The following is a 20931-nucleotide window of genomic DNA, read 5'->3' on the forward strand; positions in this document are numbered from 1 at the left end:
CCAGCAGGCGGTCATTACGGGGCGCTATAGATCAAGAGTGATTCGATTTTCCCACCTGGGGCATGACAATGTCGTTTTTTCTCGCTTACACCCTGGTGATGTTGGTTGGAGCGTTCGTCATTTTGGGATTAATGCTCTTTGTCGAACGAACAAAACTCGAGGCGTTGGAAGGTTACTTCATTGAAAACGTGCAGGTGCGTAAATATCAGCAACGCTGGGGACGAAACCAGCGGTTCGTCAGGTTTCATCGCATGTGTCTAATGATTGATATCCTCCGCGCGCCAGAACGCTCCGTGAAAGAAGGTTACATGACCGAGGCAGAGCTAGCCGTCATTCCGCCAGCGCTCAAGCGTTGGGCTGTATGGCCCTATCGGCTCGCGATAATGTGGGCGATCAGTTGGGGCTATTGGTGCACCTGGCTTTAGAGGTGCTCTCGCTTCTTGAGCCTGAATTCCAGGCTCACATTTTTTAGAAAAAGTGCTGTACATGCATACAGTCTTATCCTACAGTCCATCCCAGGTGACCGGATGTCGCCGGTTACCTGAGCTTCAATTTTTTAACTATGGATGGATAAAAAATGAAATCGAAAAAAGCCTTCATTATGGGCGCGGCCATGGCGGCCTCTTGCTTCGTTTCGGCCTTTGCCCTGGCCGAGCAATACCCTCATCTGGCGGCGCAAACGCCTCAAGTCAGCGTCAAGCAAGCTTTGAAAGATGCTTCGAAAATCCAAGCCAACAAGGCACCCGCTACGCTCAAACAGCGACTGCAATCGAGCGCTCACCTGAAGAAGCCCGTGTTCGCTGCCAAGTCCAAGGCGGACTCGGTGGTGGAAGACATCATTGCGCCCGCTGCGGTAGGCAAAGTGCAAAAGGCCACTGGCAAGCAAGCGTCTGCCGCGCAAGCGGCTTTGGTCCAGGGTTGTGAAGTCACGCTGGACGTGAACGCGCTCTACACAATTGAGGGCGTGCAGGCCGGCGCTTTGCTGTGCTATCACTTCAATTTGCCGCAGAAGGCCAGGATCAACGCCTTGCTGGTCAATCAGACGGTGGGTACCGACATGTCATTGTCACTGTTCCAGGACGATGGTCAGGGCAACCCGCTTCCCATGGGCACCTCCAATAACCCGGGCAATGGCGACGAAAGCCTAAGCGGTGTGGTGCCGGCCGGTGATTATTACTGGTTCATGGAGGCCAATGCGGCGGTCGACGGGTCGAGCTTCCAGTTCGGTGTGGCGGTCGACACCAATATCGACGCCTACGAGCCCAACGACACGCCGGACACGGCCTTCCAGCTGCCGGACACGCTGAACTACCTCAGCGGTAATGCCGACAGCCTCGACGATGTTGATTACTTCGATTTCACCGCTGTGCGTGGCCAGAGTGTGGGTATTGCGTTGGTGGCCGATGCCGCTAGCGGTAGTACCCGTGGCAAATGGATCCTTGAGCGTTTCGATGGCAGCCAGTGGGTCACCGTGGGCGCCAATGTGATCTCGACGTCGATCCCAAGCCCAGGCGTAGGCGGTGTGGTGAAGGTGCGCGTGCGGCCCAACCAGCACCCGAATGAGCCTTGGAGTGCGACGGGTAAATACACGCTGTCCTTTGGTTCCAACCCACGTGTTAACAACCCGGATATGAAAGGCGAGGCGAATGTGTTGCGTATCCCGTATTCCGCTTCCAACGTGGGTTACGGCTATATGACCACCCAAGCCTACCGGGATCTGACCTGGACCATGGGCCTGTCGGACAGCACCGGTGCGCCCCTGGTGGGGTTGCACCCGATTGTCTACCTCGACCAGCACGTCAACCCGGACACCGGAAATATCGTCTACAAGGCTTACTCGGCGGCTACCGACAGCTCGGGCCAAGCCGGCGGCACGATCAACGTGGGTACCTGCTTCGGTGATTTCCAGACTGAGTTTGTCGATTACTCCCAAGGTTACAACAATACCTGGCGTACCGACTTCAACTATGGGGTTTGGCGCATGGAGGTACTGGAGTACCCGGGCATTGGTGTCGGCGGTGAGAACACCCAGTTCGTGAGCTTTGGCCATTTGTGCAAACAAACCTTGCTCAGCAGTACCAAGAGCTAAGCCAGTGACGGCTTAGCGCAAAGGGCATACAGGCAAAGCACCTGTATGCCCTTTTTGCGTCAAGGCGTAACGCCATTGCTGCATTTTTCCGCCGGATGCTTATGACGACCGCTGGTTATCGTGGCTGACCGGCTCGCAATACAAAGTGCCAAACAGATAGTCCATCAACGGCAGCACGATGTTGAAGTTACGCCCCTGCATCAGCTCGCGACGGTGGTGCAAGGCATGCAGGCGGTGCATCTGGCGAATCCATGGCAGGTGTGCCACCGGGTGTTCGGCAGGCAGGTGTTCGCAGGCATGGAACACTTCGTAGAGCAGGTAGCCAAGGATCATGCAGCCTGCAAACAACCCGGCAACGTTGGTGCTCAGTTGGCTGAGCAGCCACCAGGCGGGAAGGGTGATGGCCAGGCTGTGCAGCATGATCAGCCAGGCTGGAAACAGGATGACGCGCCAGTCCCGAGGGCTGTCGTAGGTCATGTGGCCGGGGGTGAAGAAGCTGTGGTGATCGCCGGTGTGGCGTGCGTAAAACAGCCGGGCGAATGCATGTTTGTGATGGCCCAGGTGGCGGTGCACGAGGTAGATGCACAGGTTGAAGAACAGCAGGGTCAGGGGCACGGTCAGCCACTGCAGGGCGGTGATATCGGCGGTGGAGGACCAGGCCAGCGTGATGCAGGCGATGCCGTAGCCAAGCACGAATGCGGCGTGCAGCCAGGGGTTGTAACGCGGGTTGACGCTTGCGCGGTAACGGTCGCGGAAAGTCTCGGTCGGGTGGGGCATGGCCGGCTGCTCGCTGTGTTTTTATTTGAGGCTGAGCTTAGTTGGCGTAAGCGGATGTGCGAGTTTTTACTGACCACCTCATCCCCCCTGTAGGAGCGAGCTTGCTCGCGAAAAATGTCAACGATAACGCGGGCTTCTGAATAAACGCGGCGCCTGTGAGTTTTTCGCGAGCAAGCTCGCTCCTACAACCGGAGGGCAAGCCAGCTCCCACGTTTTTGCCCGAGACCGACCAGTGGAGGCTTGCACAGGTCTGAATTACTTGTTAGTTTCTGGCAAAATGTTAACGATAACATTTGCTCTAAAAATAAAAACAAAACAGAGACCCACGCCATGAAAATGCTCCCAAAAACCCTGTGTTTACTGGCTGCCAGCATCACCCTGGGCAGCGCGACCCCCGCGTTTGCCGACGCCGCCAAGCCCATCCGCATCGGCGCCTCGTTCCAGGAAATCAACAACCCCTATTTCGTCACCATGAAAAACGCCCTGGAAGAAGCCGGCGCGACCATCGGTGCCAAGTTGATCATCACCGACGCCCGCCACGACGTGTCCAAGCAGGTCAGTGATGTCGAAGACATGCTGCAAAAGGGCATCGACATCCTGCTGATCAACCCCACTGATTCCGTCGGTGTGCAATCGGCTGTCAAGTCGGCCCATGCTGCCGGTGTCGTAGTGGTGGCGGTGGATGCCCAGGCAGATGGCCCGTTGGATTCATTCGTGGGGTCGAAGAACTTCGACGCCGGTTTCCAGGCCTGTGAGTACCTGGCTAAAACCATCGGTGACAAAGGCAATATCGCTATCCTTGACGGCATCGCCGTGGTGCCGATCCTCGAACGTGTGCGCGGCTGCAAGGAGGCGGTGGCCAAGCACCCGGACATCAAGATCGTCAGCATCCAGAACGGCAAACAGGAACGCGATCAGGCCCTCACCGTCACCGAAAACATGTTGCAGGCCCAGCCTACCCTCAAGGGCATTTTCAGCGTGAATGACAATGGCTCCCTCGGCGCGCTGTCGGCCATCGAAGCCAGCGGCATGGACGTGAAGCTTGTCAGCGTCGACGGTGCGCCGGAAGCGATCAAGGCGATCCAGAAACCCGGCAGCCATTTCATCGCCACCTCGGCCCAATACCCCCGCGATCAGATCCGCCTGGCCCTGGGCATTGCCCTGGCCAAGAAGTGGGGCGCCCAAGTACCGGCCAGCGTGCCGGTGGACATCACCTTGATCGACCAGGCCAAGGCCAAGGACTTCAGCTGGTAACCCCCCCCAGGCCCCGCGTTGTTCGTGGGGCCCAGGTCTTCCTTCTGAGTGCGAGGTCGGCGGTATGAGCAGTCTTCTGAAGCTGGAAAACATCTGTAAGCGTTACCCGGGGGTGCAGGCCCTCAAGGCCATCAACCTGCAAGTGGAGCGCGGCGAAATCCACGCCTTGCTCGGGGAAAATGGCGCGGGCAAATCCACCCTGATGAAGATTCTGGGCGGTGTCGAGCATCAGGACGAAGGGCAGATCCTTATCGACGGGCAGGCCCGAAAATTTGCGACCTATCGGGATGCGATTGCCGCCGGGATTGGCATTGTGTTCCAGGAATTCAGCCTGATTCCCTACCTCACGGCGGTAGAAAACATCTTCCTCGGCCATGAGCTGAGCAACCGCTTCGGCCTGTTGCGCAAGCGCGAAATGGCCGAGGCGGCGCATGCGTTGTTCGAGCGCCTCGGGGTCAGCATCGATCTGCACTGCGCGGTCAAGCACCTGAGCGTGGCCGAGCAGCAGTTTGTCGAAATCGCCAAGGCACTGGCTTTGGACGCACGCCTGCTGGTGCTCGATGAGCCAACCGCGACGCTGACCCCCAGTGAGGCCGAGTTGCTGTTTGGCATCATGCGCGAACTCAAGCGCCAGGGCGTGGCGGTGATTTTTATCTCGCACCACCTGGAAGAGATTTTCCAGGTCTGCGACCGCATCAGCGTGCTTCGCGACGGCGGCAATGCGGGCGTCACCGAGGTGGCCGACAGCGACATCGACCGCCTGGTCGAGATGATGGTCGGCCGCCGCCTGGAGTGCAGTTTTCCGCCTAAACCCACTACCGCACGCGGCCCGTTGCTGCTGGAGGTCAAGGATATCCAGCTGGTGCGCAACGGTCCCCACAACCGTTTCAATTTGCATAAAGGCGAGATCCTGGGCTTCGCCGGCCTGGTGGGCTCGGGCCGCACCGAGCTGGCCCTGGGCATGATGGGCGCGCTGCCCACGGTGAGCAAAGACGTGTGGCTGCGCGGAGAAAAAGTCAGCCTCGATGACCCGGCCCAAGCCCTGGCCTGCGGCATCGGCCTGCTCCCCGAAAGCCGCAAGAGCGAAGGGCTGATCACCGCCTTCAGCATTCGCGAAAATATCTCGCTGAACAATTTGCCCAAGTATCAGAACGCCTCGGGCTTGATCGACAAGGCCAAGGAATGCGCCAGCGTCGACGCGCTGATGCGCCAGCTGTCAATCAAGGCACCCAGTGGCGAAAGCCTTGTGGTGAACCTCAGCGGCGGCAACCAGCAAAAAGTCGTGATCGCCCGCTGGATCAACCACCACTGCGACGTGCTGGTGTTCGACGAACCCACACGCGGTATCGACGTGGGTGCCAAGGCGCAGATCTACGCGTTGATGCGCAGCCTCACCGAACAGGGCTACGCGATCATCATGATTTCCTCCGAGCTGCCCGAAGTCATCGGCATGTGCGACCGCGTCGCCGTGTTCCACAAGGGCGCCATCGTCAAGGTACTGGAAGCGTCCGCCGTCAATCCTCAAGAGGTCATGCGCCATGCAACAGGGGGCTCAAGTGAATACGTCCATTAACACCGCCGGCACCGGCCGCTTGCGCCTGAACCTGGCGCGGCTGCTGCGTTCGCCGGCGTTTTATCCCTTTGTCGGGCTGGTGGTGGTGACCCTGGTGATGATCCTCGCCAGTGACACCTTCCTCACTGCCAGCAATCTCTCCAACATCGCCCGCCAGGTGTCGATCAACGCGATCATAGCGGTGGGCATGACCTGCGTGATTCTCACCGGTGGCATCGACTTGTCGGTGGGGCCGGTGATGGCGTTGTCCGGCACCTTGACCGCCGGGCTGATGGTCGCCGGGTTGCCGCCGGGCCTGGCGATTGGCGTCGGGCTGCTGGTGGGCGTGGCCTTCGGCATCGGCAACGGGCTGTTCGTGGCGTACCTGCATATGCCGCCGATCATCGTCACCCTGGCGACCATGGGCATCGCCCGCGGGTTCGGGCTGATGTACACCGACGGCTACCCGATTTCCGGCTTGCCAGAGTGGTTCGCGTTCTTCGGTCGCGCCAGTGTGTTTGGCCTGCAGGTGCCGATCCTGATCATGCTGATCACCTACCTGGCGGCCTATGTGCTGCTGCAACACACCCGCATCGGCCGCTACATCTACGCCATCGGCGGCAATGAAGAAGCGGTGCGCTTGTCCGGGGTGCGAGCGGCGCGTTTCAAGCTGCTGGTGTATGGCATCAGCGGCTTCACCGCCGCGATTGCCGGGCTGGTGCTCACTTCGCGCTTGATGAGCGGCCAGCCGAATGCCGGCGTGTCGTTCGAGCTGGATGCGATTGCCGCCGTGGTACTGGGTGGTGCGTCGATTGCCGGCGGCCGCGGAGTGATCATCGGCACCTTGCTCGGCGCCATGCTGCTGGGCGTGTTGAACAACGGTTTGAACATGCTTGGCGTGTCGCCCTACGTCCAGAGCGTGATCAAGGGCGGGATCATCTTGCTGGCGATTTTCATCAGCCGTCAGCGCCATCGTTAATACCTCACTACACAGGACCGAACACATGGACAAGCACACTCACATGCAAGCCGTCGTCTGCCACGGCCCGAAAGACTACCGCCTGGAGCGCATCGGCAAACCCCAGGCGCGTGCCAATGAGCTGGTGATCCGTATCGCCGCTTGCGGCATCTGCGCCAGTGACTGCAAGTGCCACTCGGGCGCGGCGATGTTCTGGGGCGGCGACAACCCCTGGGTCAAGGCGCCGGTAGTACCGGGCCACGAATTTTTCGGCTACGTGGTCGAAGCCGGCGAGGGCGCCGAGGAGCACTTTGAGGTCAAGGTCGGTGACAAGGTCATCGCCGAACAGATCGTGCCGTGTGGCAAGTGCCGCTTCTGCAAATCAGGCAAATACTGGATGTGCGAAGTGCACAACATCTTCGGCTTCCAGCGCGAAGTGGCCGAAGGCGGCATGGCCCAATACATGCGCATTCCCAAGACCGCCATCGTGCACAAGATCCCTGAGTCGGTGTCCCTGGAAGACTCGGCGCTGGTGGAGCCGATGGCCTGCTCGATCCATACCGTCAACCGTGGCGATATCCAGCTCGACGACGTGGTGGTGATTGCCGGCGCGGGCACCTTGGGCCTGTGCATGGTCCAGGTCGCCGCGCTGAAGACCCCGAAGAAGCTGGTGGTGATCGACATGGTCGATGAACGCCTGGAGCTGGCGAAAAAATTCGGCGCCGATGTGGTGATCAACCCCGCCCGTGACAACGCTCGCGAGATCATCAACGGGCTGACGGACAACTACGGCTGCGACGTCTATATCGAAACCACGGGCGTACCGGCCGGCGTCACCCAGGGCCTGGACCTGATCCGCAAGCTCGGGCGCTTTGTCGAGTTCAGCGTGTTTGGCGCCGAGACCAGCGTGGACTGGTCGATCATCGGCGACCGCAAGGAGCTCGACGTGCGCGGCGCGCACCTGGGCCCGTATTGCTACCCGATCGCCATCGACCTGTTCGAGCGTGGCCTGGTCACCTCCCAAGGCATCGTCACCCATGATTTCCCGCTGGACGACTGGGCCGAGGCGTTTGAACTGGCCAATTCGACCAAGTCGATCAAGGTGCTGTTGAAGCCGGTGCTCTGAGATGGACTACGTCATCGGTGTAGACATTGGCACCCAGAGCACCAAGGCGCTGCTGGTGGATGCCCAGGGCACAATCATCGCCCAGCACAGCCACGGCTACCGAGTGGACACCCCGAAAGTGCGCTGGGCCGAGCAGTGGCCGCAGGTGTGGCTGGATGCCGTCCAAACCTGCGTGGCCCAGTGCATGGCCAAGGCCGGTGTGCCGGCGCCGCAGGTCAAGGCGCTGTGCATCAGCAGTTTGTACGGCGGTTCGGGCATTGCCGTGGATGCGCAGATGACGCCGCTGCACCCGTGCCTGATCTGGATGGACCGCCGCGCCGGCGAGCAGGTGGCCTGGGTGCGTGAGCATGTGGACCTGGAGCGCTTGTTCGCCATCACCGGCAATTCGGTGGACAGCTACTACGGCTTCACCAAGATGCTCTGGCTCAAGCAGCACCAGCCTCAGGTGTGGGCGAATACCCGTTACCTGTTGCCGCCCAACAGCTACATCAATTGGTGCCTGACCGGCGAGTTGGCGGTGGACCACAGCAGCGCCGGGAATATCGGCGGTGTCTACGACGTGGCGGCGCGCAACTGGTCAGGCGAGATGCTGGAGGCGTTGGGTATCGCGCAGTCGATGATGCCCGAGCGGTTGCTGTATTCCGGCGAGGTGGTGGGTGGTTTGCTTGCAGACTGGGCCGCACGCCTGGGCTTGCAGGCGGGCACGCCGATCCTCGCTGGGGGCGTGGACGCGGCCATGGCGACCCTGGCGGCGGGTGTCACTCAGCCAGGCAATCATGTGGCGATGATCGGCACCAGCATGTGCTGGGGCTATCTGAACCAGCAGGTGGATGCACGTCACGGTTTGGTGAGCATGCCCCACGTCTACAACGGCCACCGCGACCTGTACATCTTCGGCGGTGCGATCACCGCCGGGGCCTCGGTCAGCTGGTTTCGCGAGCAGTTCTGCCAGGCCGAAGAACAGCAGGCCCAGGCCACGGGGCAAGACAGCCTGGCGCTGCTGGAGCAGAGCGCGATGAAGATTCCGGCAGGCAGCGAAGGCGTGGTGTTTTTGCCTTACTTGATGGGCGAGCGCAGCCCGGTGTGGGATGACCGCGCCAGCGGCAGTTTTGTCGGGCTCAACCTCTACCACAGCCGCTTTCACCTGTACCGCGCGGTGCTGGAGGGCGTGAGTTTTGCCCTGCGCCACAATATCGAAGCGGGCAGCCAGGGCGCGCATTCCCTGGACCCGCGCTTGATTGTGGTGGGCGGGGCGAGCCATTCGGACCTGTGGATGCAGATCATCGCCGACGTCACACGCTACCCGGTGTACACGATCGTGCAGGAGGTAGAAGCAGCCCTGGGCGCGGCGTTGTTGGCGGCGCATACGATGGGGTTGGTGAGTGATGGGCAGATGGACACGGGTTGGGTGCAGTTGCAATTGCGGGCGCAGCCCAAGCGGGAGAATGTCATGACCTATGACCGGGCGTTTGCCGAGTACCTGAAGTTGTACCCAGCCCTGAAACCAGTCATGCACAACCTGCAAGCCAGCTGATTCAACACTGTCCAAAACTGTGGGAGCTGGCTTGCCTGCGATAGCGGTGTATCAGCACCCGATAAGGAGACTGACACTCCGCTATCGCAGGCAAGCCAGCTCCCACAGTGGGTCTTCATTGGTTTTGAGATCTTTATTTATGTCTACCACCTTCGACTTTTCGTACCAGCGCATCCTCGTCACCGGTGCCAGCAGCGGCATCGGTCGCGAAATTGCCCAGCAACTGATCACCAGCGGCGCTGAAGTCTTCGCTCTCGGTCGCGATGCCCAGGCGTTGGCGGCATTGGGGTGCCACACCCTGTGCGTGGACATCGCTGACAGCATCGCCCTCGACAACGCCCTGCACGACCTGCCGCCTCTGCACGGCCTGGTCAACTGCGCCGGTATCTCACGCCTGGAGCCCGCCGCTGCCATCAGCGCCAACGCCTTCGACCAGGTAATGCATGTCAACGCCCGCGCCGCTGCGCAAGTGGCCAGCCGGGTCGCGGCAAAGATGATCGAGGCGAACATGGCCGGCAGCATCGTCAACGTCTCCAGCCAGGCGTCGTTGGTGGCGCTGGATGATCACCTGAGCTACTGCGCCTCCAAGGCTGCACTGGATGCGATCACCCGCGTGCAATGCGCCGAGTGGGGCCGTTTTGGCATACGCGTCAACAGCGTCAACCCCACCGTGACCTTGACGCCCATGGCGACCATGGCCTGGTCCGACCCGGCCAAGCGCGACCCGGCGCTGGCAGCGATTCCTTTGGGGCGTTTTGCGCAACCGGCGGAAGTGGCGCTGCCGGTGCTGTTTTTGCTTAGCGACGCGGCCAGCATGATCAGTGGCGTGAGCCTGCCTGTGGACGGCGGCTACACCAGCCGCTAGCCGTTTTCCAACTGCCCGGCGATGACCACTTTGTCCCGTGGCTTGTGCGGGTCTTGCAGGCGATCAAGCAGCAGGCGCACCGCACTGCTGCCGGCCAGGGACGCGTCGTGGGCCACGCAGGCAATCGGCACGCCAAAGATATCGGCGAAGGGCAGGCGGTCGATGCCGCAGATGGTCAGGCTGTCATGGGCGATGTTATGCATGCGCAACGCACGCAGGGCGCCCAGGGTGATCAACTGGTTGAAACCCATGATCGCGTCCGGTGCCGAGTGCGCGGCCAGGTAATCGAGGGTATGCAGGTAAGCCGGCATCAGCGTGTAGTCGCCCGCTTGCACCTCGACCTGAATGTCGGGGTGTGCGGCCAGCACTTCCCGCAGGCCTTTGAGGCGTTCCACGCTGATACGCGAGTGCTCGGGGCCGGTCAGCACCAGCAGGCGCTTGAGGTTCGGGGTTTGGCGTAACAGGTAGTGCGCGGCTTGCAGGCCGCTGTGGTAGTTGTCGAGCACCACGCGGCTGAACGGGCTGTCGTGGATCGTGCGATCGAGCAGCACCACCGGGGTCTTGCCGTTGCCCAGGCGCTCCAGGTAGTCGGGCTGGTAGCTCGGCTCGTCGGAGACCGGCGACAGGATGATCCCCGCCACGCGATAGCCCAGCAGGGTATCGACCGCCTTGCTTTCGAGTTCTTCCAGCTCATCGGTATCCACCAGCATGATGGTGTAGCCGTGCTTTTTCGCCTCGCGGGAAATCGCCTTGATCATCTCGCTGTAGAACGGGTTGTCTACCGATGCGGTGATGACCCCGATGATCAGGCTTTCACTGCGCTTGAGCCCACGGGCGAAGGCGTTGGGCACGTAGTCCAGCTCGCGTGCCACTTCCAGGATGCGCGCCAGGGTGGCGGGTTTGACCAGGTCGGGTTTGCTCAAAGCGCGGGACACCGTAATGGTGGTCATGCCGACCCGTTTGGCAATGTCGCTGATGGTGACGGACTTTTTCTTGTTCATCGGTAAGACTGCGAGAGTAAACACCAGCAGGCTAGCATGTGCGCAAGCGTAGAGTGATTCAAATCAGCGGATCCCAGCGTTGCGACCAGTCGCCTTCGGCCTTCACCACTTCGCGCAGCAGTTCCAAGGCCTGCTGCAACACCGCTGAATCTCGCGCCCGTGAATACACCAGGTAGGTCGGAAAGCTGAATTCCGGCGCCTTGGCCACGCGCTGCATGACGCCGCTGTCCAGGTAGCTCTGCACCACCCGCGTGCGGAAGTAACCAGCCCCGCCATTCTCCAGGATGTACTGCAACGCCAGCGGCCCCAGGTTGAAACTCAGCGCGGCACGCGCACGGTCGGGCAGGGCGGCGTCGTGTTGCTGGCGAAAACCCTGGCCCCAGTCGATATACACGTAGGGCGAGGGTTTGCTCGCCAGTTGCACCAGAATCAGTTTTTCTTCCAGCACCTGCTCCACCTGCAAGCCCGGCCAGTATTGCGGCTGGAACACCAAGGCGGCATCTAGCACACCCAGCTCCAGTTGGCGCAGCAGGTATTCGCCTTCACGCACTTCGGTGCGCAAGGCGTGCCCCGGTATCTGCTCGCGCAGCGCCTTGGCCCAGCCGAGCATCAACGGGTTGCACAGGCTGACCTCCCCGCCGATATGCAGCACATTGCGATAGCCGTCTGGCAATGGCAGGTCACGGCGGGCGGCTTCCCAGGTTTGCAGCAACTGGTTGGCGTACACCACGAAGGCCTCGCCGTCGGCGGTCAGCCGCGCACCGGCACGGTTGCGCACGAACAGCGTGCAGCCGAGCTGGTTCTCGAGGTTTTTGACACGAGCGGTGATAGCGGTCTGGGTGACGTGCAGTTTCTCGGCCGCCGCGGCCAGGCTGCCGCAGCGGGTGATTTCGAGGAAGGTGCGTGCCAGTTCGATGTCCATGAAGCCCCCGGGGATGAATGGGGGACAGTGTAAAGGAATGCGGTCAAACCTGTGGGAGCGGGCTTGCTCGCGAAGGCGGCCTGGCAGTCAACACAGTTGGATGGTGTACATATCCATTGCTGCGGTAACGGCCACTTAGGGTTCCGCCCTGACGGCGGCTCACTTTGCAAAAGCGGCAAAGTAAGCAAAACGCTCTTGCCCCACCACTCGGCACCTCGCTTAGGCTCGGTGTGCCCGTAATCCGCCAGTGATTTGGGGGGCCGCCGCCACGCGCCATCCATGGCGCGGGGCGGCTAAACCGGCATCCCTGCCGGTTTACCCCCCAAATCACTGTCGAATTCCGGCCAGCGTGGTTTAACGGGGCGCCTGAGATCAAGATCAAAAGCAGATCAAGAGCGGCTCGCTTCGCATCGTGGTTACCGTTGGCTGCTACAACCTACAAAATTGTGTAGAAGCTGCGACGGCGGTGTGTCAGAGGCCAATGTGCTGACTGAACCAGCGCCATCGCAGGCAAGCCAGCTCCCACAGTTGTAGGTATTTCAGGTCGGGATTTTCGGTGTGTGCAAGTGCGCTGTGGGGAATGCTTGTGCATACGCGTGACACACCCTCAACACCTGCTCATCGGCAAACCGCGCACCCACCACATGCAAGCCCACCGGCAAGCCATTTGCCGCCAACCCACAGGGCACTGACGCCGCCGGTTGTTGGGTAAGGTTGAACGGGTAGGTGAACGGCGTCCATTCCATCCACTCAGTCATTCCCGAATCCGGCGGTACGTTGTGCCCGGCTTCGAACGCGGTGATCGGCATCATCGGCGACACCAGCACATCGTAATGCTCATGGAAGGCTGCCATCCGTGCAACCAGCGCCGCTCGCGCTTCGAGGGCTGCGTTGAAATCATCCAGGCTCAAGCGCTCGCCCCGTTGCGCAATGCGTAGCAGCCCAGGGTCCAGCAGTTGCTTTTGCGCCTCGCTCATCGTGCCGGTCAGGCGAGCGGCACCGGCGGCCCACAAGGTGCTGAAGACGTCCAACGGGTCGCTGAAACCGGGGTCGATCTGTTCGACATGGGCGCCCAGTTGCACCAGGCCCTGCACAGCCTGATCCACCACCTGGGCGACTTGCGGGTCGACTTTCACATAGCCGAACGTGGGGCTATAGGCGATACGCAACCCTTTCAAGTCCGTCCCTGGAACGAGCCAGGGCCTGGTTCGCGGCGCGCCGATCAAGCCGTCCCGTGCATCCGTTCGCGCCACGGCTTGCAGCATCAGCACACTGTCTTCCACGGTGCGCGTCATCGGCCCCAGGTGCGACAGGATCGTCATGGAGCTGGCCGGCCATTGCGGCACATAGCCGAACGTCGGCTTGATCCCGAAGGTGCCGGTAAACGCACAGGGAATACGGATCGAGCCGCCGGCGTCGCTGCCCTGGTGCAGCACGCCCAGGTTCAACGCCGCTGCCGCACCGGCGCCCCCGGACGAGCCACCGGCGGTGGTGCGCGTGTCCCACGGGTTGCGGGTGATGCCGTACAGCGGGTTGTCGGTCACGCCTTTCCAGCCGAATTCCGGGGTGGTGGTCTTGCCCAGCAGCACCGCGCCGGCCTTGCGCATGAAGGCCGAGAAGGGCGCGTCCACGTCCCACGGACCCTCGGCACTGGAGGTGCGTGAGCCTTTGCGCGTGGGCATACCGACTGTCAGCGTGAGGTCCTTGATCGACGCCGGCACGCCATCCAGGGCGCCGCAAGGTTCGCCCTTGAACCAGCGTTGTTCCGACGCCCGCGCAGCGTCCAGGGCGCCTTGCGGGTCGACATGGCAGTAAGCATTCACCACCGGGTTGTAGCGCTCGATGCGCAGCAACGCGTCTTCGGTGACCTCCACGGGCGACAAGGTCTTGTCACGAAAGTGTTGCAGCAGTTGCACCGCCGTCAATTGGCCGATCTCACTCATGCTTGAACTCCCTGCGCCGCGTTGACCATGGCGCGCAGCAACACCGCGCAGCCTGCGGCCAGATCATCCGGCGCGGCGTTTTCGATTTCGTTATGGCTGATGCCGCCTTCGCACGGCACAAAGATCATCCCGGCCGGGCCCAGTTCAGCGACGAAAATCGCGTCATGCCCGGCGCCGCTGACAATGTCCATATGGCTCAAGCCCAATGCCTGGGCAGCCTCGCGCACGGCGTTGACGCAGGTCGGGTGAAAGTCCAGCGGCGGGAAGTCGGCGGTGGGCGTCAGTTCAAACGTCAAGCCGTGGCGGGCGGCCGCGTCTTCGATCACTGCGCGCACTTCATCGACCATGGCTTGCAGCTTGTCGGCGTGCAGGTGACGCAGGTCGATGGTCATGTGCACCTGGCCGGGGATCACGTTGCGCGAGCCAGGGTGCAGGTTAAGGCAGCCGACGGTGCCGCAGGCGTGAGGCTGATGCTGATGGGCAATACGGTTGACCGCGCTGACCACCTCGGCAGCGCCCACCAGGGCATCCTTGCGCAGGTGCATGGGCGTAGGGCCCGCATGCGCCTCGACGCCGGTGAGGGTCAGGTCGAACCACTTCTGGCCCAGGCAGCCCATCACAACCCCCAGGGTAATCGCCTGGTCCTCCAACACCGGGCCTTGCTCGATATGCGCCTCGAAATAAGCGCCCACCGGATGGCCCAGCACCGCACGCGCACCGGCATAGCCGATGCGCTGCAATTCGCTGCCTACCGACAGGCCCTGGTCGTCGCGCTTGTCGAGGGTCTCCTGCAAGTCGAACTTCCCGGCAAATACCCCGGAGCCCATCATGCACGGCGGGAAGCGCGAGCCTTCTTCGTTGGTCCACACCACCACTTCGATGGGTGCCTGGGTTTCGATCTGCAAGTCATTGAGCGTGCGGATCACTTCCAGCCCGGCCATTACCCCGTAGCAACCGTCGAACTTGCCGCCGGTGGGCTGGGTGTCGATATGGCTGCCGGTCATGACCGGGGGCAGGGCGGGGTTGCGGCCAGGACGGCGAGCGAAGATATTGCCGATGGCATCCACACTGATGCTGCACCCGGCGGCTTCGCACCACTGCACAAACAGGTCGCGGGCCTGGCGGTCCAGGTCGGTGAGGGCCAGGCGACACACGCCGCCCTTGGCCGTGGCGCCGAGCTGCGCCAGGTCCATCAGTGACTGCCACAAACGGTCGCGGTTGATCAGCGGGGCATTGCTCTGGAGCGGTTGCGCAAGACTGTTCATCAGGAATCTCCACTCAGGCACTCAAGGCCAGGTAACGGTTTTTGATCGTCGGGTCGGCGCGGAAGTCAGCGGCGCTGCCCTCGTACACCACGCGGCCCTGTTCGAGCACGTAATGACGGTCGGCGAGCTTGTCGCAGACCATCAGGTTCTGTTCCACCAGCAACACCGGCAGACCCTCGTCCTTGACCTTGCGCAGGATCTTCACCAGCTCGTCGACGATCACCGGGGCCAGGCCTTCAGTGGGTTCGTCGAGGATCAGCAGCTTGGGGTCGTTAAGCAGGGCGCGGGCGATGGCCAGCATCTGCTGTTCGCCGCCGGACAACGCATGGCCGGCGTTTTTGCGCCGCTCCTTGAGGCGCGGGAACATGGCGTATACGTCTTCCAGTTGCCAGCGGCTGTGCTTGCGGGCAGCGATGCGCAAGTTTTCCTCCACCGTCAGCAGGCGGAAAATCCCGCGGTTTTCCGGCACCAGCGCCAAGCCCTGGCGCGCAATTTCAAAGATCTTTTGCCCTACCAACGCCTGGCCGTTGAAGTGGATCTGACCCTGGCGCGGGCAGATGATGCCGAGGATGCTGCGCAGGGTGGTGGTCTTGCCGGCACCGTTACGGCCGAGCAGGGTCACCAGTTCGCCAGGGTTGACGCTCAGCGACACGCCTTCAAGCACATGGCTTTTGTCGTAGTAGGAATGGATATTCTCGACGATCAGCATCAGGCAGCCTCCCCAAGATAGGCAGTACGCACACGTTCATCGGCGCGCACGAACTCCGGCGTGCCTTCCACCAGGATCTGCCCATGGCTCATCACCGTGATGCGCTGGCTGATGGACATGACGATGCTCATGTTGTGTTCGATCAACAGCACCGTATGGTCGCGCCCAAGGTCGCTGATCAGTTGGGTCATGATCGGAATATCGTCGATGCCCATGCCCGAGGTGGGCTCGTCGAGCATCAACAGTTTGGGTTTGGAGCAGATCGACATGCCCACCTCCAGCACCCGTTGCTGGCCGTGGGACAACTCACCGGCCAGGGTGTCGGCGCGTGCCGTGAGTTGCAGGCGTTCCAGCACCTGGTCGGCCATCTCCAGGTGTTCGCGCTGGCTGTCCACCCGACGCCAGAAGTTCAAGGCACGCGAGCCATCGCGGCCTTGGGCGGCCAGGCGCAGGTTTTCGCGCACGCTGAGGTTCTGGAACAGGCTGGTGAGTTGGAACGAGCGCGCCATGCCCAGGCCGACGCGGCCGTGGGCGGGCTTGCGCATCAGGTTCTTGCCGTCGAAATGGATCGCCCCGGCGGTGGCCTGGCGTTCACCCGTCAGGCAGTGGAACAGGCTGGTCTTGCCCGCGCCGTTGGGGCCGATGATGGTGTGGATGGTGCCGGCTTCGACCTTGAGGTTGACGCCATTGACCGCATGGAACGCGCCGTAGGCCAGCTCCAGGTTCTGGGTTTCCAGCAAGATACTCATAGCCCGTCCTCCTTGGCGACGACCGCGGGTTTGCGCGCGCCGTGCACCTTCTCGAATAGCGACGCGAGGCCGCCCCACAAACCGCCGCGCATGAAGATCACCACCAGGATCAGGATCACCCCCAGCAGCATCAGCCAGCGCGGCCACAGGTCGGAAAGGAAGTCGCCCAGCAGCACGATGGAGCCGGCGCCCAGCAGCGAGCCGAACAGCGAGCCGGTGCCGCCGACGATGGTCATGATCAGGATGTTCTCGGACATTGCCAGGTCGATATTCGACAGCGGCACAAAGTGCAGCAGCATGGCGTACAACGCCCCGGCAATCCCGGTGACCGCACCGGACAGCACGAACACCAGGATCTTGAAGTGGCGCGTGTCGTAGCCGATGGCCGAGGCGCGGGTTTCGTTCTCGCGGATCGCCATCAGCGTGCTGCCAAACGGCGAAGCGATGACCCGGCGTGCGCCGATGAAGATCAGCAGGAACAGCACCGCGACAAAACCATAGAAGGCACGGGCATCGGCCAGGGACAGCAGCACGGTGTCGCCCACACGAATTTCCGGGCGCGGTACGCTGAGCAGGCCGTTGTCGCCGCCGGTCCAGTCGCTCAGGGTGTAGGCGACGAAGTACGCCATCTGGCTGAACGCCAACGTGAGCATCACGAAGTAAATGCCCGTGCGCCGAATCGCCAGGGCGCCCACCAGCAGCGCCAGGAAACCACCGGCAATCGCCGCGCCCAGCAACGCGGTGAACAGGCCCAGTTGCAGGTGGATCATCAACAGCGCCGCACAATAAGCACCGGCACCAAAGAAGATGCCTTGGCCGAAGGACAGCAGCCCGGTGTAGCCCAGCAGCAGGTTGCAGGCCAGGGCGGCCATGGCAAAGATCAGGATCTCGGTGGCCAGGGTCGCCGAGGGCAACACCAACGGCAGGCCGATCAGCACGGCCAACACCCACAGCAACATGGCTCTGGATTGGGTCTTGGCAAACGGCAGGGGGTTTTTCTCGCTCATGTCAGGCTCTCCCGAACAGGCCGTAAGGGCGTACCAGAATCACCACGGCCATGGCGCCGTAGATCATCAGGCTCGCACCCTGGGGCCAGAGTGTGGTCATCAGGCTTTGCACCACGCCCACCAGCAAACCGCCGACCAGCGCACCGCTGAACGAGCCCATGCCGCCGATCACCACCACCACGAAGGCGATGCCGAGAATCTCCGGGCCGACGAAGGGCTGGGCGCCGCGCAAGGGCGCGAACAACACCCCGGCGACACCGGCCAGGGCGACGCCGAGGGCGAAGGTCATGGAGAACAGGCGGAAAATATTGGTGCCCAGTAGCGACACGGTTTCGGTGCTTTCACTGCCGGCGCGCACTAGAGCACCGAAGCGCGTGCGCTCCAGCAGCAGCCACAGGCCCAGGCCCACCAGCCCGGAAAACACGATAAGGAACAGGCGGTAGTAGGGGTAGACGAAATCACCCACTACCAGCACGCCGCGCAACAGTTCCGGCACGGCGACGCTTTTGCCCACCGGGCCCCAGATCATCACACTGGCTTCCTGGATGATCAGGGCGATCCCCAGGGTCACCAGAATCTGGAACATGTGTGGCAAGTGGTAGATGCGCTGGATCAGCAAGCGCTCAATCACCCAGGCCAGTGCGGCCACCACTAGCGGCGCGATCAGCAGCGCCAGCCAGAAGTTGCCGGTGAGGCTCACCGCGGTGTAGCAGATGTAGGCACCGAGCAGGAAAAACGCGCCGTGGGCGAAGTTGACGAAGTTGAGCAGGCCGAAAATGATCGTCAGCCCTACCGCGATCAGGAAGTAGATCATCCCCAGCCCAAGGCCGTTGAGAATCTGGAACAGGTACAAATTAAGCATGCAGGCACCCTCCGCAGACGGCCGCTTGCACGGCCCTGCGCGACAAAAGTTAAGCGGTCAGCCGAGCGTGCAGCCTGTCGCCTCGACTGCGGGGAACGATTGGCCAGCGCTGAGCACTTTGGCCAGGTCGTCCTTGTCAGCCATGTCGCCGCTGGCCTTGCCGATCAGCAGGTAGTAGTCCTTGATCACCTGGTGGTCGCCGGCGCGGATCGACTCCTTGCCGGTCGGGCCTTCGTAGCTCAAGCCTTGGAGGGCCTTGGCCACGGTCGGGCCATCGAAGCTGCCGGTCGCGATGATGGTGTCGAGCATGACTTTGGTGCTGATGTAGTCGGCGGCCAGAGGGTAGGTGGGGTTGATGCCGTATTGGGCCTGGGTCAGCTTGACCAGTTCACGGTTGAGCGGGGTGTCGACCTGGTGCCAGTACTGTGCGCCGAGGTACACGCCTTCGAGCACATCACTGCCCAGTTCCTGGAACTGATCCAGGCCGGCAGACCACACCAGCAGCACCTTCATGCGCTCCTTGATGCCAAAGTTCACGGCCTGGCGCAGGGTGTTGGACGATTGGCTGCCAAAGTTGAGCAGCACCAGCACATCGGGCTTGGTGGAAATGGCGTTGGTCAGGTAGCCGGAGAATTCCTGTTCCTGCAGCGAGTGGTAGCTGTTGCCCACGTGTTCCAGGCCATGTTCCTTGAGCACGTTTCTGGCGCCTTCGAGCAAGGCTTCGCCGAACACGTATTGCGGGGTGATGGTGTACCAGCGCTTGGCGTCCGGCAGCAGCTTGATCAGCGGCACCATGGTTTCGCGTATCGCGCCGTAGGTGGGCACCGACCAGCGGAAGGTCGCCTTGTTGCAGTCCTTGCCCGTCACTTCATCGGCGCCCACCGGGGTCATGAACACGCCGCCGACCTTGTCCACTTCCTTGGCCACTGCCAGCGCGGAAGATGACAGCGTGCATCCCTGGAAGAACCGTGCGCCGTCCTGCGCGATGGCCTCCTGCACCTTGCGCACTGCCTTGCCGGCGTTGCCTTCGGTGTCGATGACCTTGTAGTTCAGTGGGCGGCCGAGCAATTGGGCGTGTTGCTGCACCGCCAGGCGCGAACCCATGTCGGCAAATTTGCCATAGCTGGCAAAGGCGCCAGACATGGACTTGAGGCCGTAAAAGGTAAAGGGCTCGGCGGCGAATGCCGAACGCACGCTCAGCGGAAGGCTGAGGGCGGCGGCCGCGGTGAGGCTGGCTTTCAATAACGTACGACGCTGCATGGGGTGACTCCCTGGTTTAGTTATTGGCAGGAGCGGCAAGGGCGATACGGTGGAGCAAGGGCCTGTGGGCAGGCTTGTTATTGAGTAACTCGATTTCGCGGGTGAACGGGGTCAACTGTGGGAGCTGGCTTGCCTGCGATAGCATCGACTCGGTCCCCTGTAACACCGAGGCGCCCGCATCGCAGGCAAGCCAACTCCCACATTGATCGGGTTCCCACATTGGATTGTTGGCGTGTTTAAGGGTGGTCGAACTCCAAGAGGAAATGCGGGCTCACTTGGCCTTCCAGCGCGGTCATATGGTGTTCGGCATCGCACATGTGTTCATGCATCAAGCTGCGCACCGCGCTTTCGTCCCCGGCGCGAAAGGCGATCAGCAGTTGCTTGTGATAGTCGAGGTTGGCCGCGTCGAACTGCTTGCGTTTGGGCTTGTAGGCCTTTTTCAGCACCACCAGGTCGCGCAGCAAGTCATTGAGAAACTGCGCCATGAAACTCAGCAGCGGGTTGGGGCAGGCCCGGGCCAGCAGGTTGTGGAACTCCAGTTCCGCCAGGCGCTGTTCGCGCTGGCCGGCTTCGCTGTCTTCAGGGGCGCTGCAAAAATCCACATTGGCTTGCAGGGCGGTGTAATCGTTTTCGCTCAAACGCCCGAGCACCGACACCGCCAATTCCACTTCGATGACCTTGCGCAGTTGGTAGACCTGCTCGCCGTCCAGGTGCTGGAAGTGCAAGTAATTGCGCAAGGCGCGGCTGGCCGGCTCGGTGCCGGCCTGATTCAAGTAAGCCCCGCCGCTGGGGCCGGTGCGCGTGCTCACCAAGCCCTCCACTTCCAACGCCTTGAGCGCTTCGCGTGCCGAACCCTTGGAACACTGGAAGCTTTCCATCAGCTCGCGTTCGGTGGGCAGGCGGTCGCCGGGCTTCAAGGCGTCGGTGACGATCGAGCGCTTGACCGACTCGACAATCACATCGGACAGCTTCTGGCGTTTGCGGCGTAGCGGGCGAGTCAGCATGGCGGTGATTTATCATATTAATGCGGATAAATAGCACTTAATAACGATTGGGGA

19 protein-coding genes are annotated in these 20931 nt (G+C 61.9%); 8 read left to right on the forward strand and 11 right to left on the reverse strand.

What is annotated here, in order from left to right:
• The first annotated feature begins 68 nt into the window (after positions 1 to 68).
• A complete protein-coding gene (locus HBO10_RS18500; RefSeq protein ID WP_034128276.1) occupies positions 69 to 425 on the forward strand; it encodes a hypothetical protein in 357 nt (118 codons plus the stop codon).
• Between the two features lie 152 nt (positions 426 to 577).
• Positions 578 to 2089: a hypothetical protein gene (locus tag HBO10_RS18505; RefSeq protein ID WP_034128172.1), complete on the forward strand. Its 1512-nt coding sequence runs from the start codon at positions 578 to 580 to the stop codon at positions 2087 to 2089.
• A 99-nt stretch (positions 2090 to 2188) separates the two neighbouring features.
• Here the strand turns inward: HBO10_RS18505 and HBO10_RS18510 are convergent, their stop codons facing one another.
• Positions 2189 to 2866: a sterol desaturase family protein gene (locus HBO10_RS18510; RefSeq protein WP_034128171.1), complete on the reverse strand. Its 678-nt coding sequence runs from the start codon at positions 2864 to 2866 to the stop codon at positions 2189 to 2191.
• A gap of 330 nt (positions 2867 to 3196) precedes the next feature.
• Here HBO10_RS18510 and HBO10_RS18515 point away from each other — a divergent pair, with 330 nt between their 5' ends.
• The 6 genes from HBO10_RS18515 to HBO10_RS18540 all read left to right on the forward strand — a co-directional run bounded on the left by HBO10_RS18515 (position 3197) and on the right by HBO10_RS18540 (position 10155).
• A complete protein-coding gene (locus HBO10_RS18515; RefSeq protein ID WP_014719049.1) occupies positions 3197 to 4120 on the forward strand; it encodes a substrate-binding domain-containing protein in 924 nt (307 codons plus the stop codon).
• Between the two features lie 64 nt (positions 4121 to 4184).
• The gene (locus HBO10_RS18520) at positions 4185 to 5693 is read left to right on the forward strand and encodes a sugar ABC transporter ATP-binding protein (RefSeq protein ID WP_034128170.1); all 1509 of its coding nucleotides are present in this window, start codon (positions 4185 to 4187) and stop codon (positions 5691 to 5693) included.
• Positions 5659 to 6651 carry a sugar ABC transporter permease gene (locus tag HBO10_RS18525; protein ID WP_014719047.1) on the forward strand — a complete coding sequence of 331 codons (993 nt, stop codon included), beginning with the start codon at positions 5659 to 5661 and terminating at the stop codon, positions 6649 to 6651. The genes HBO10_RS18520 and HBO10_RS18525 overlap by 35 nt, the downstream gene beginning before the upstream one ends.
• A 25-nt stretch (positions 6652 to 6676) precedes the next feature.
• On the forward strand, positions 6677 to 7756 hold the full coding sequence (locus HBO10_RS18530) for an alcohol dehydrogenase catalytic domain-containing protein (RefSeq protein WP_034128169.1): 1080 nt from the start codon (positions 6677 to 6679) through the stop codon (positions 7754 to 7756).
• 1 nt (position 7757) lies between these two features.
• Entirely contained in the window at positions 7758 to 9290 is a 1533-nt protein-coding gene (locus tag HBO10_RS18535; RefSeq protein WP_034128275.1) for an FGGY-family carbohydrate kinase, read from the forward strand.
• A gap of 139 nt (positions 9291 to 9429) precedes the next feature.
• A complete protein-coding gene (locus tag HBO10_RS18540; RefSeq protein WP_034128168.1) occupies positions 9430 to 10155 on the forward strand; it encodes an SDR family oxidoreductase in 726 nt (241 codons plus the stop codon).
• Here the strand turns inward: HBO10_RS18540 and HBO10_RS18545 are convergent.
• From HBO10_RS18545 to HBO10_RS18590, 10 genes are all read right to left on the reverse strand, one after another.
• Positions 10152 to 11156, reverse strand: coding sequence for a LacI family DNA-binding transcriptional regulator (locus tag HBO10_RS18545; RefSeq protein ID WP_034128167.1), 1005 nt, complete (start codon positions 11154 to 11156; stop codon positions 10152 to 10154). The genes HBO10_RS18540 and HBO10_RS18545 overlap by 4 nt on opposite strands.
• Before the next feature lie 58 nt (positions 11157 to 11214).
• On the reverse strand, positions 11215 to 12078 hold the full coding sequence (locus HBO10_RS18550; protein WP_034128166.1) for a LysR family transcriptional regulator: 864 nt from the start codon (positions 12076 to 12078) through the stop codon (positions 11215 to 11217).
• Between the two features lie 539 nt (positions 12079 to 12617).
• Positions 12618 to 14021, reverse strand: coding sequence for an amidase (locus HBO10_RS18555; protein ID WP_034127989.1), 1404 nt, complete (start codon positions 14019 to 14021; stop codon positions 12618 to 12620).
• Positions 14018 to 15286 carry a Zn-dependent hydrolase gene (locus HBO10_RS18560; RefSeq protein WP_034127988.1) on the reverse strand — a complete coding sequence of 423 codons (1269 nt, stop codon included), beginning with the start codon at positions 15284 to 15286 and terminating at the stop codon, positions 14018 to 14020. The genes HBO10_RS18555 and HBO10_RS18560 overlap by 4 nt, the downstream gene beginning before the upstream one ends.
• 13 nt (positions 15287 to 15299) lie before the next feature.
• Positions 15300 to 15995 (reverse strand): ABC transporter ATP-binding protein, encoded by a 696-nt coding sequence (locus HBO10_RS18565; RefSeq protein ID WP_003192343.1) that lies wholly within the window; start codon positions 15993 to 15995, stop codon positions 15300 to 15302.
• Positions 15995 to 16744 (reverse strand): ABC transporter ATP-binding protein, encoded by a 750-nt coding sequence (locus HBO10_RS18570; protein ID WP_014719039.1) that lies wholly within the window; start codon positions 16742 to 16744, stop codon positions 15995 to 15997. Before HBO10_RS18570 ends, HBO10_RS18565 begins: the two co-directional genes overlap by 1 nt.
• Positions 16741 to 17751, reverse strand: a complete 1011-nt coding sequence (locus tag HBO10_RS18575; RefSeq protein ID WP_034127987.1) for a branched-chain amino acid ABC transporter permease — start codon at positions 17749 to 17751, stop codon at positions 16741 to 16743. The genes HBO10_RS18570 and HBO10_RS18575 overlap by 4 nt, the downstream gene beginning before the upstream one ends.
• Position 17752: 1 nt before the next feature.
• Complete coding sequence (locus HBO10_RS18580; protein WP_003192337.1) at positions 17753 to 18613, reverse strand: branched-chain amino acid ABC transporter permease; 861 nt, start codon at positions 18611 to 18613, stop codon at positions 17753 to 17755.
• A gap of 57 nt (positions 18614 to 18670) precedes the next feature.
• On the reverse strand, positions 18671 to 19873 hold the full coding sequence (locus HBO10_RS18585; RefSeq protein WP_034127986.1) for an ABC transporter substrate-binding protein: 1203 nt from the start codon (positions 19871 to 19873) through the stop codon (positions 18671 to 18673).
• A 236-nt stretch (positions 19874 to 20109) separates the two neighbouring features.
• Positions 20110 to 20877 carry an FCD domain-containing protein gene (locus tag HBO10_RS18590; protein ID WP_034127984.1) on the reverse strand — a complete coding sequence of 256 codons (768 nt, stop codon included), beginning with the start codon at positions 20875 to 20877 and terminating at the stop codon, positions 20110 to 20112.
• Positions 20878 to 20931: the final 54 nt, after the last annotated feature.

The sequence above is a fragment of the Pseudomonas sp. WS 5503 genome (genome assembly GCF_012985385.1).
In the GTDB taxonomy this organism is placed as follows: domain Bacteria; phylum Pseudomonadota; class Gammaproteobacteria; order Pseudomonadales; family Pseudomonadaceae; genus Aquipseudomonas; species Aquipseudomonas paracarnis.

Excerpts from the sequence above, each read along its gene's own strand:
- HBO10_RS18500 (WP_034128276.1), top strand. The coding sequence starts at position 69 with ATGTCGTTTTTTCTCGCTTACACCCTGGTGATGTTGGTTGGAGCGTTC.
- HBO10_RS18505 (WP_034128172.1), top strand. The coding sequence starts at position 578 with ATGAAATCGAAAAAAGCCTTCATTATGGGCGCGGCCATGGCGGCCTCT.
- HBO10_RS18510 (WP_034128171.1), bottom strand. The coding sequence starts at position 2,866 with ATGCCCCACCCGACCGAGACTTTCCGCGACCGTTACCGCGCAAGCGTC.
- HBO10_RS18515 (WP_014719049.1), top strand. The coding sequence starts at position 3,197 with ATGAAAATGCTCCCAAAAACCCTGTGTTTACTGGCTGCCAGCATCACC.
- HBO10_RS18520 (WP_034128170.1), top strand. The coding sequence starts at position 4,185 with ATGAGCAGTCTTCTGAAGCTGGAAAACATCTGTAAGCGTTACCCGGGG.
- HBO10_RS18525 (WP_014719047.1), top strand. The coding sequence starts at position 5,659 with ATGCAACAGGGGGCTCAAGTGAATACGTCCATTAACACCGCCGGCACC.
- HBO10_RS18530 (WP_034128169.1), top strand. The coding sequence starts at position 6,677 with ATGGACAAGCACACTCACATGCAAGCCGTCGTCTGCCACGGCCCGAAA.
- HBO10_RS18535 (WP_034128275.1), top strand. The coding sequence starts at position 7,758 with ATGGACTACGTCATCGGTGTAGACATTGGCACCCAGAGCACCAAGGCG.
- HBO10_RS18540 (WP_034128168.1), top strand. The coding sequence starts at position 9,430 with ATGTCTACCACCTTCGACTTTTCGTACCAGCGCATCCTCGTCACCGGT.
- HBO10_RS18545 (WP_034128167.1), bottom strand. The coding sequence starts at position 11,156 with ATGAACAAGAAAAAGTCCGTCACCATCAGCGACATTGCCAAACGGGTC.
- HBO10_RS18550 (WP_034128166.1), bottom strand. The coding sequence starts at position 12,078 with ATGGACATCGAACTGGCACGCACCTTCCTCGAAATCACCCGCTGCGGC.
- HBO10_RS18555 (WP_034127989.1), bottom strand. The coding sequence starts at position 14,021 with ATGAGTGAGATCGGCCAATTGACGGCGGTGCAACTGCTGCAACACTTT.
- HBO10_RS18560 (WP_034127988.1), bottom strand. The coding sequence starts at position 15,286 with ATGAACAGTCTTGCGCAACCGCTCCAGAGCAATGCCCCGCTGATCAAC.
- HBO10_RS18565 (WP_003192343.1), bottom strand. The coding sequence starts at position 15,995 with ATGCTGATCGTCGAGAATATCCATTCCTACTACGACAAAAGCCATGTG.
- HBO10_RS18570 (WP_014719039.1), bottom strand. The coding sequence starts at position 16,744 with ATGAGTATCTTGCTGGAAACCCAGAACCTGGAGCTGGCCTACGGCGCG.
- HBO10_RS18575 (WP_034127987.1), bottom strand. The coding sequence starts at position 17,751 with ATGAGCGAGAAAAACCCCCTGCCGTTTGCCAAGACCCAATCCAGAGCC.
- HBO10_RS18580 (WP_003192337.1), bottom strand. The coding sequence starts at position 18,613 with ATGCTTAATTTGTACCTGTTCCAGATTCTCAACGGCCTTGGGCTGGGG.
- HBO10_RS18585 (WP_034127986.1), bottom strand. The coding sequence starts at position 19,873 with ATGCAGCGTCGTACGTTATTGAAAGCCAGCCTCACCGCGGCCGCCGCC.
- HBO10_RS18590 (WP_034127984.1), bottom strand. The coding sequence starts at position 20,877 with ATGCTGACTCGCCCGCTACGCCGCAAACGCCAGAAGCTGTCCGATGTG.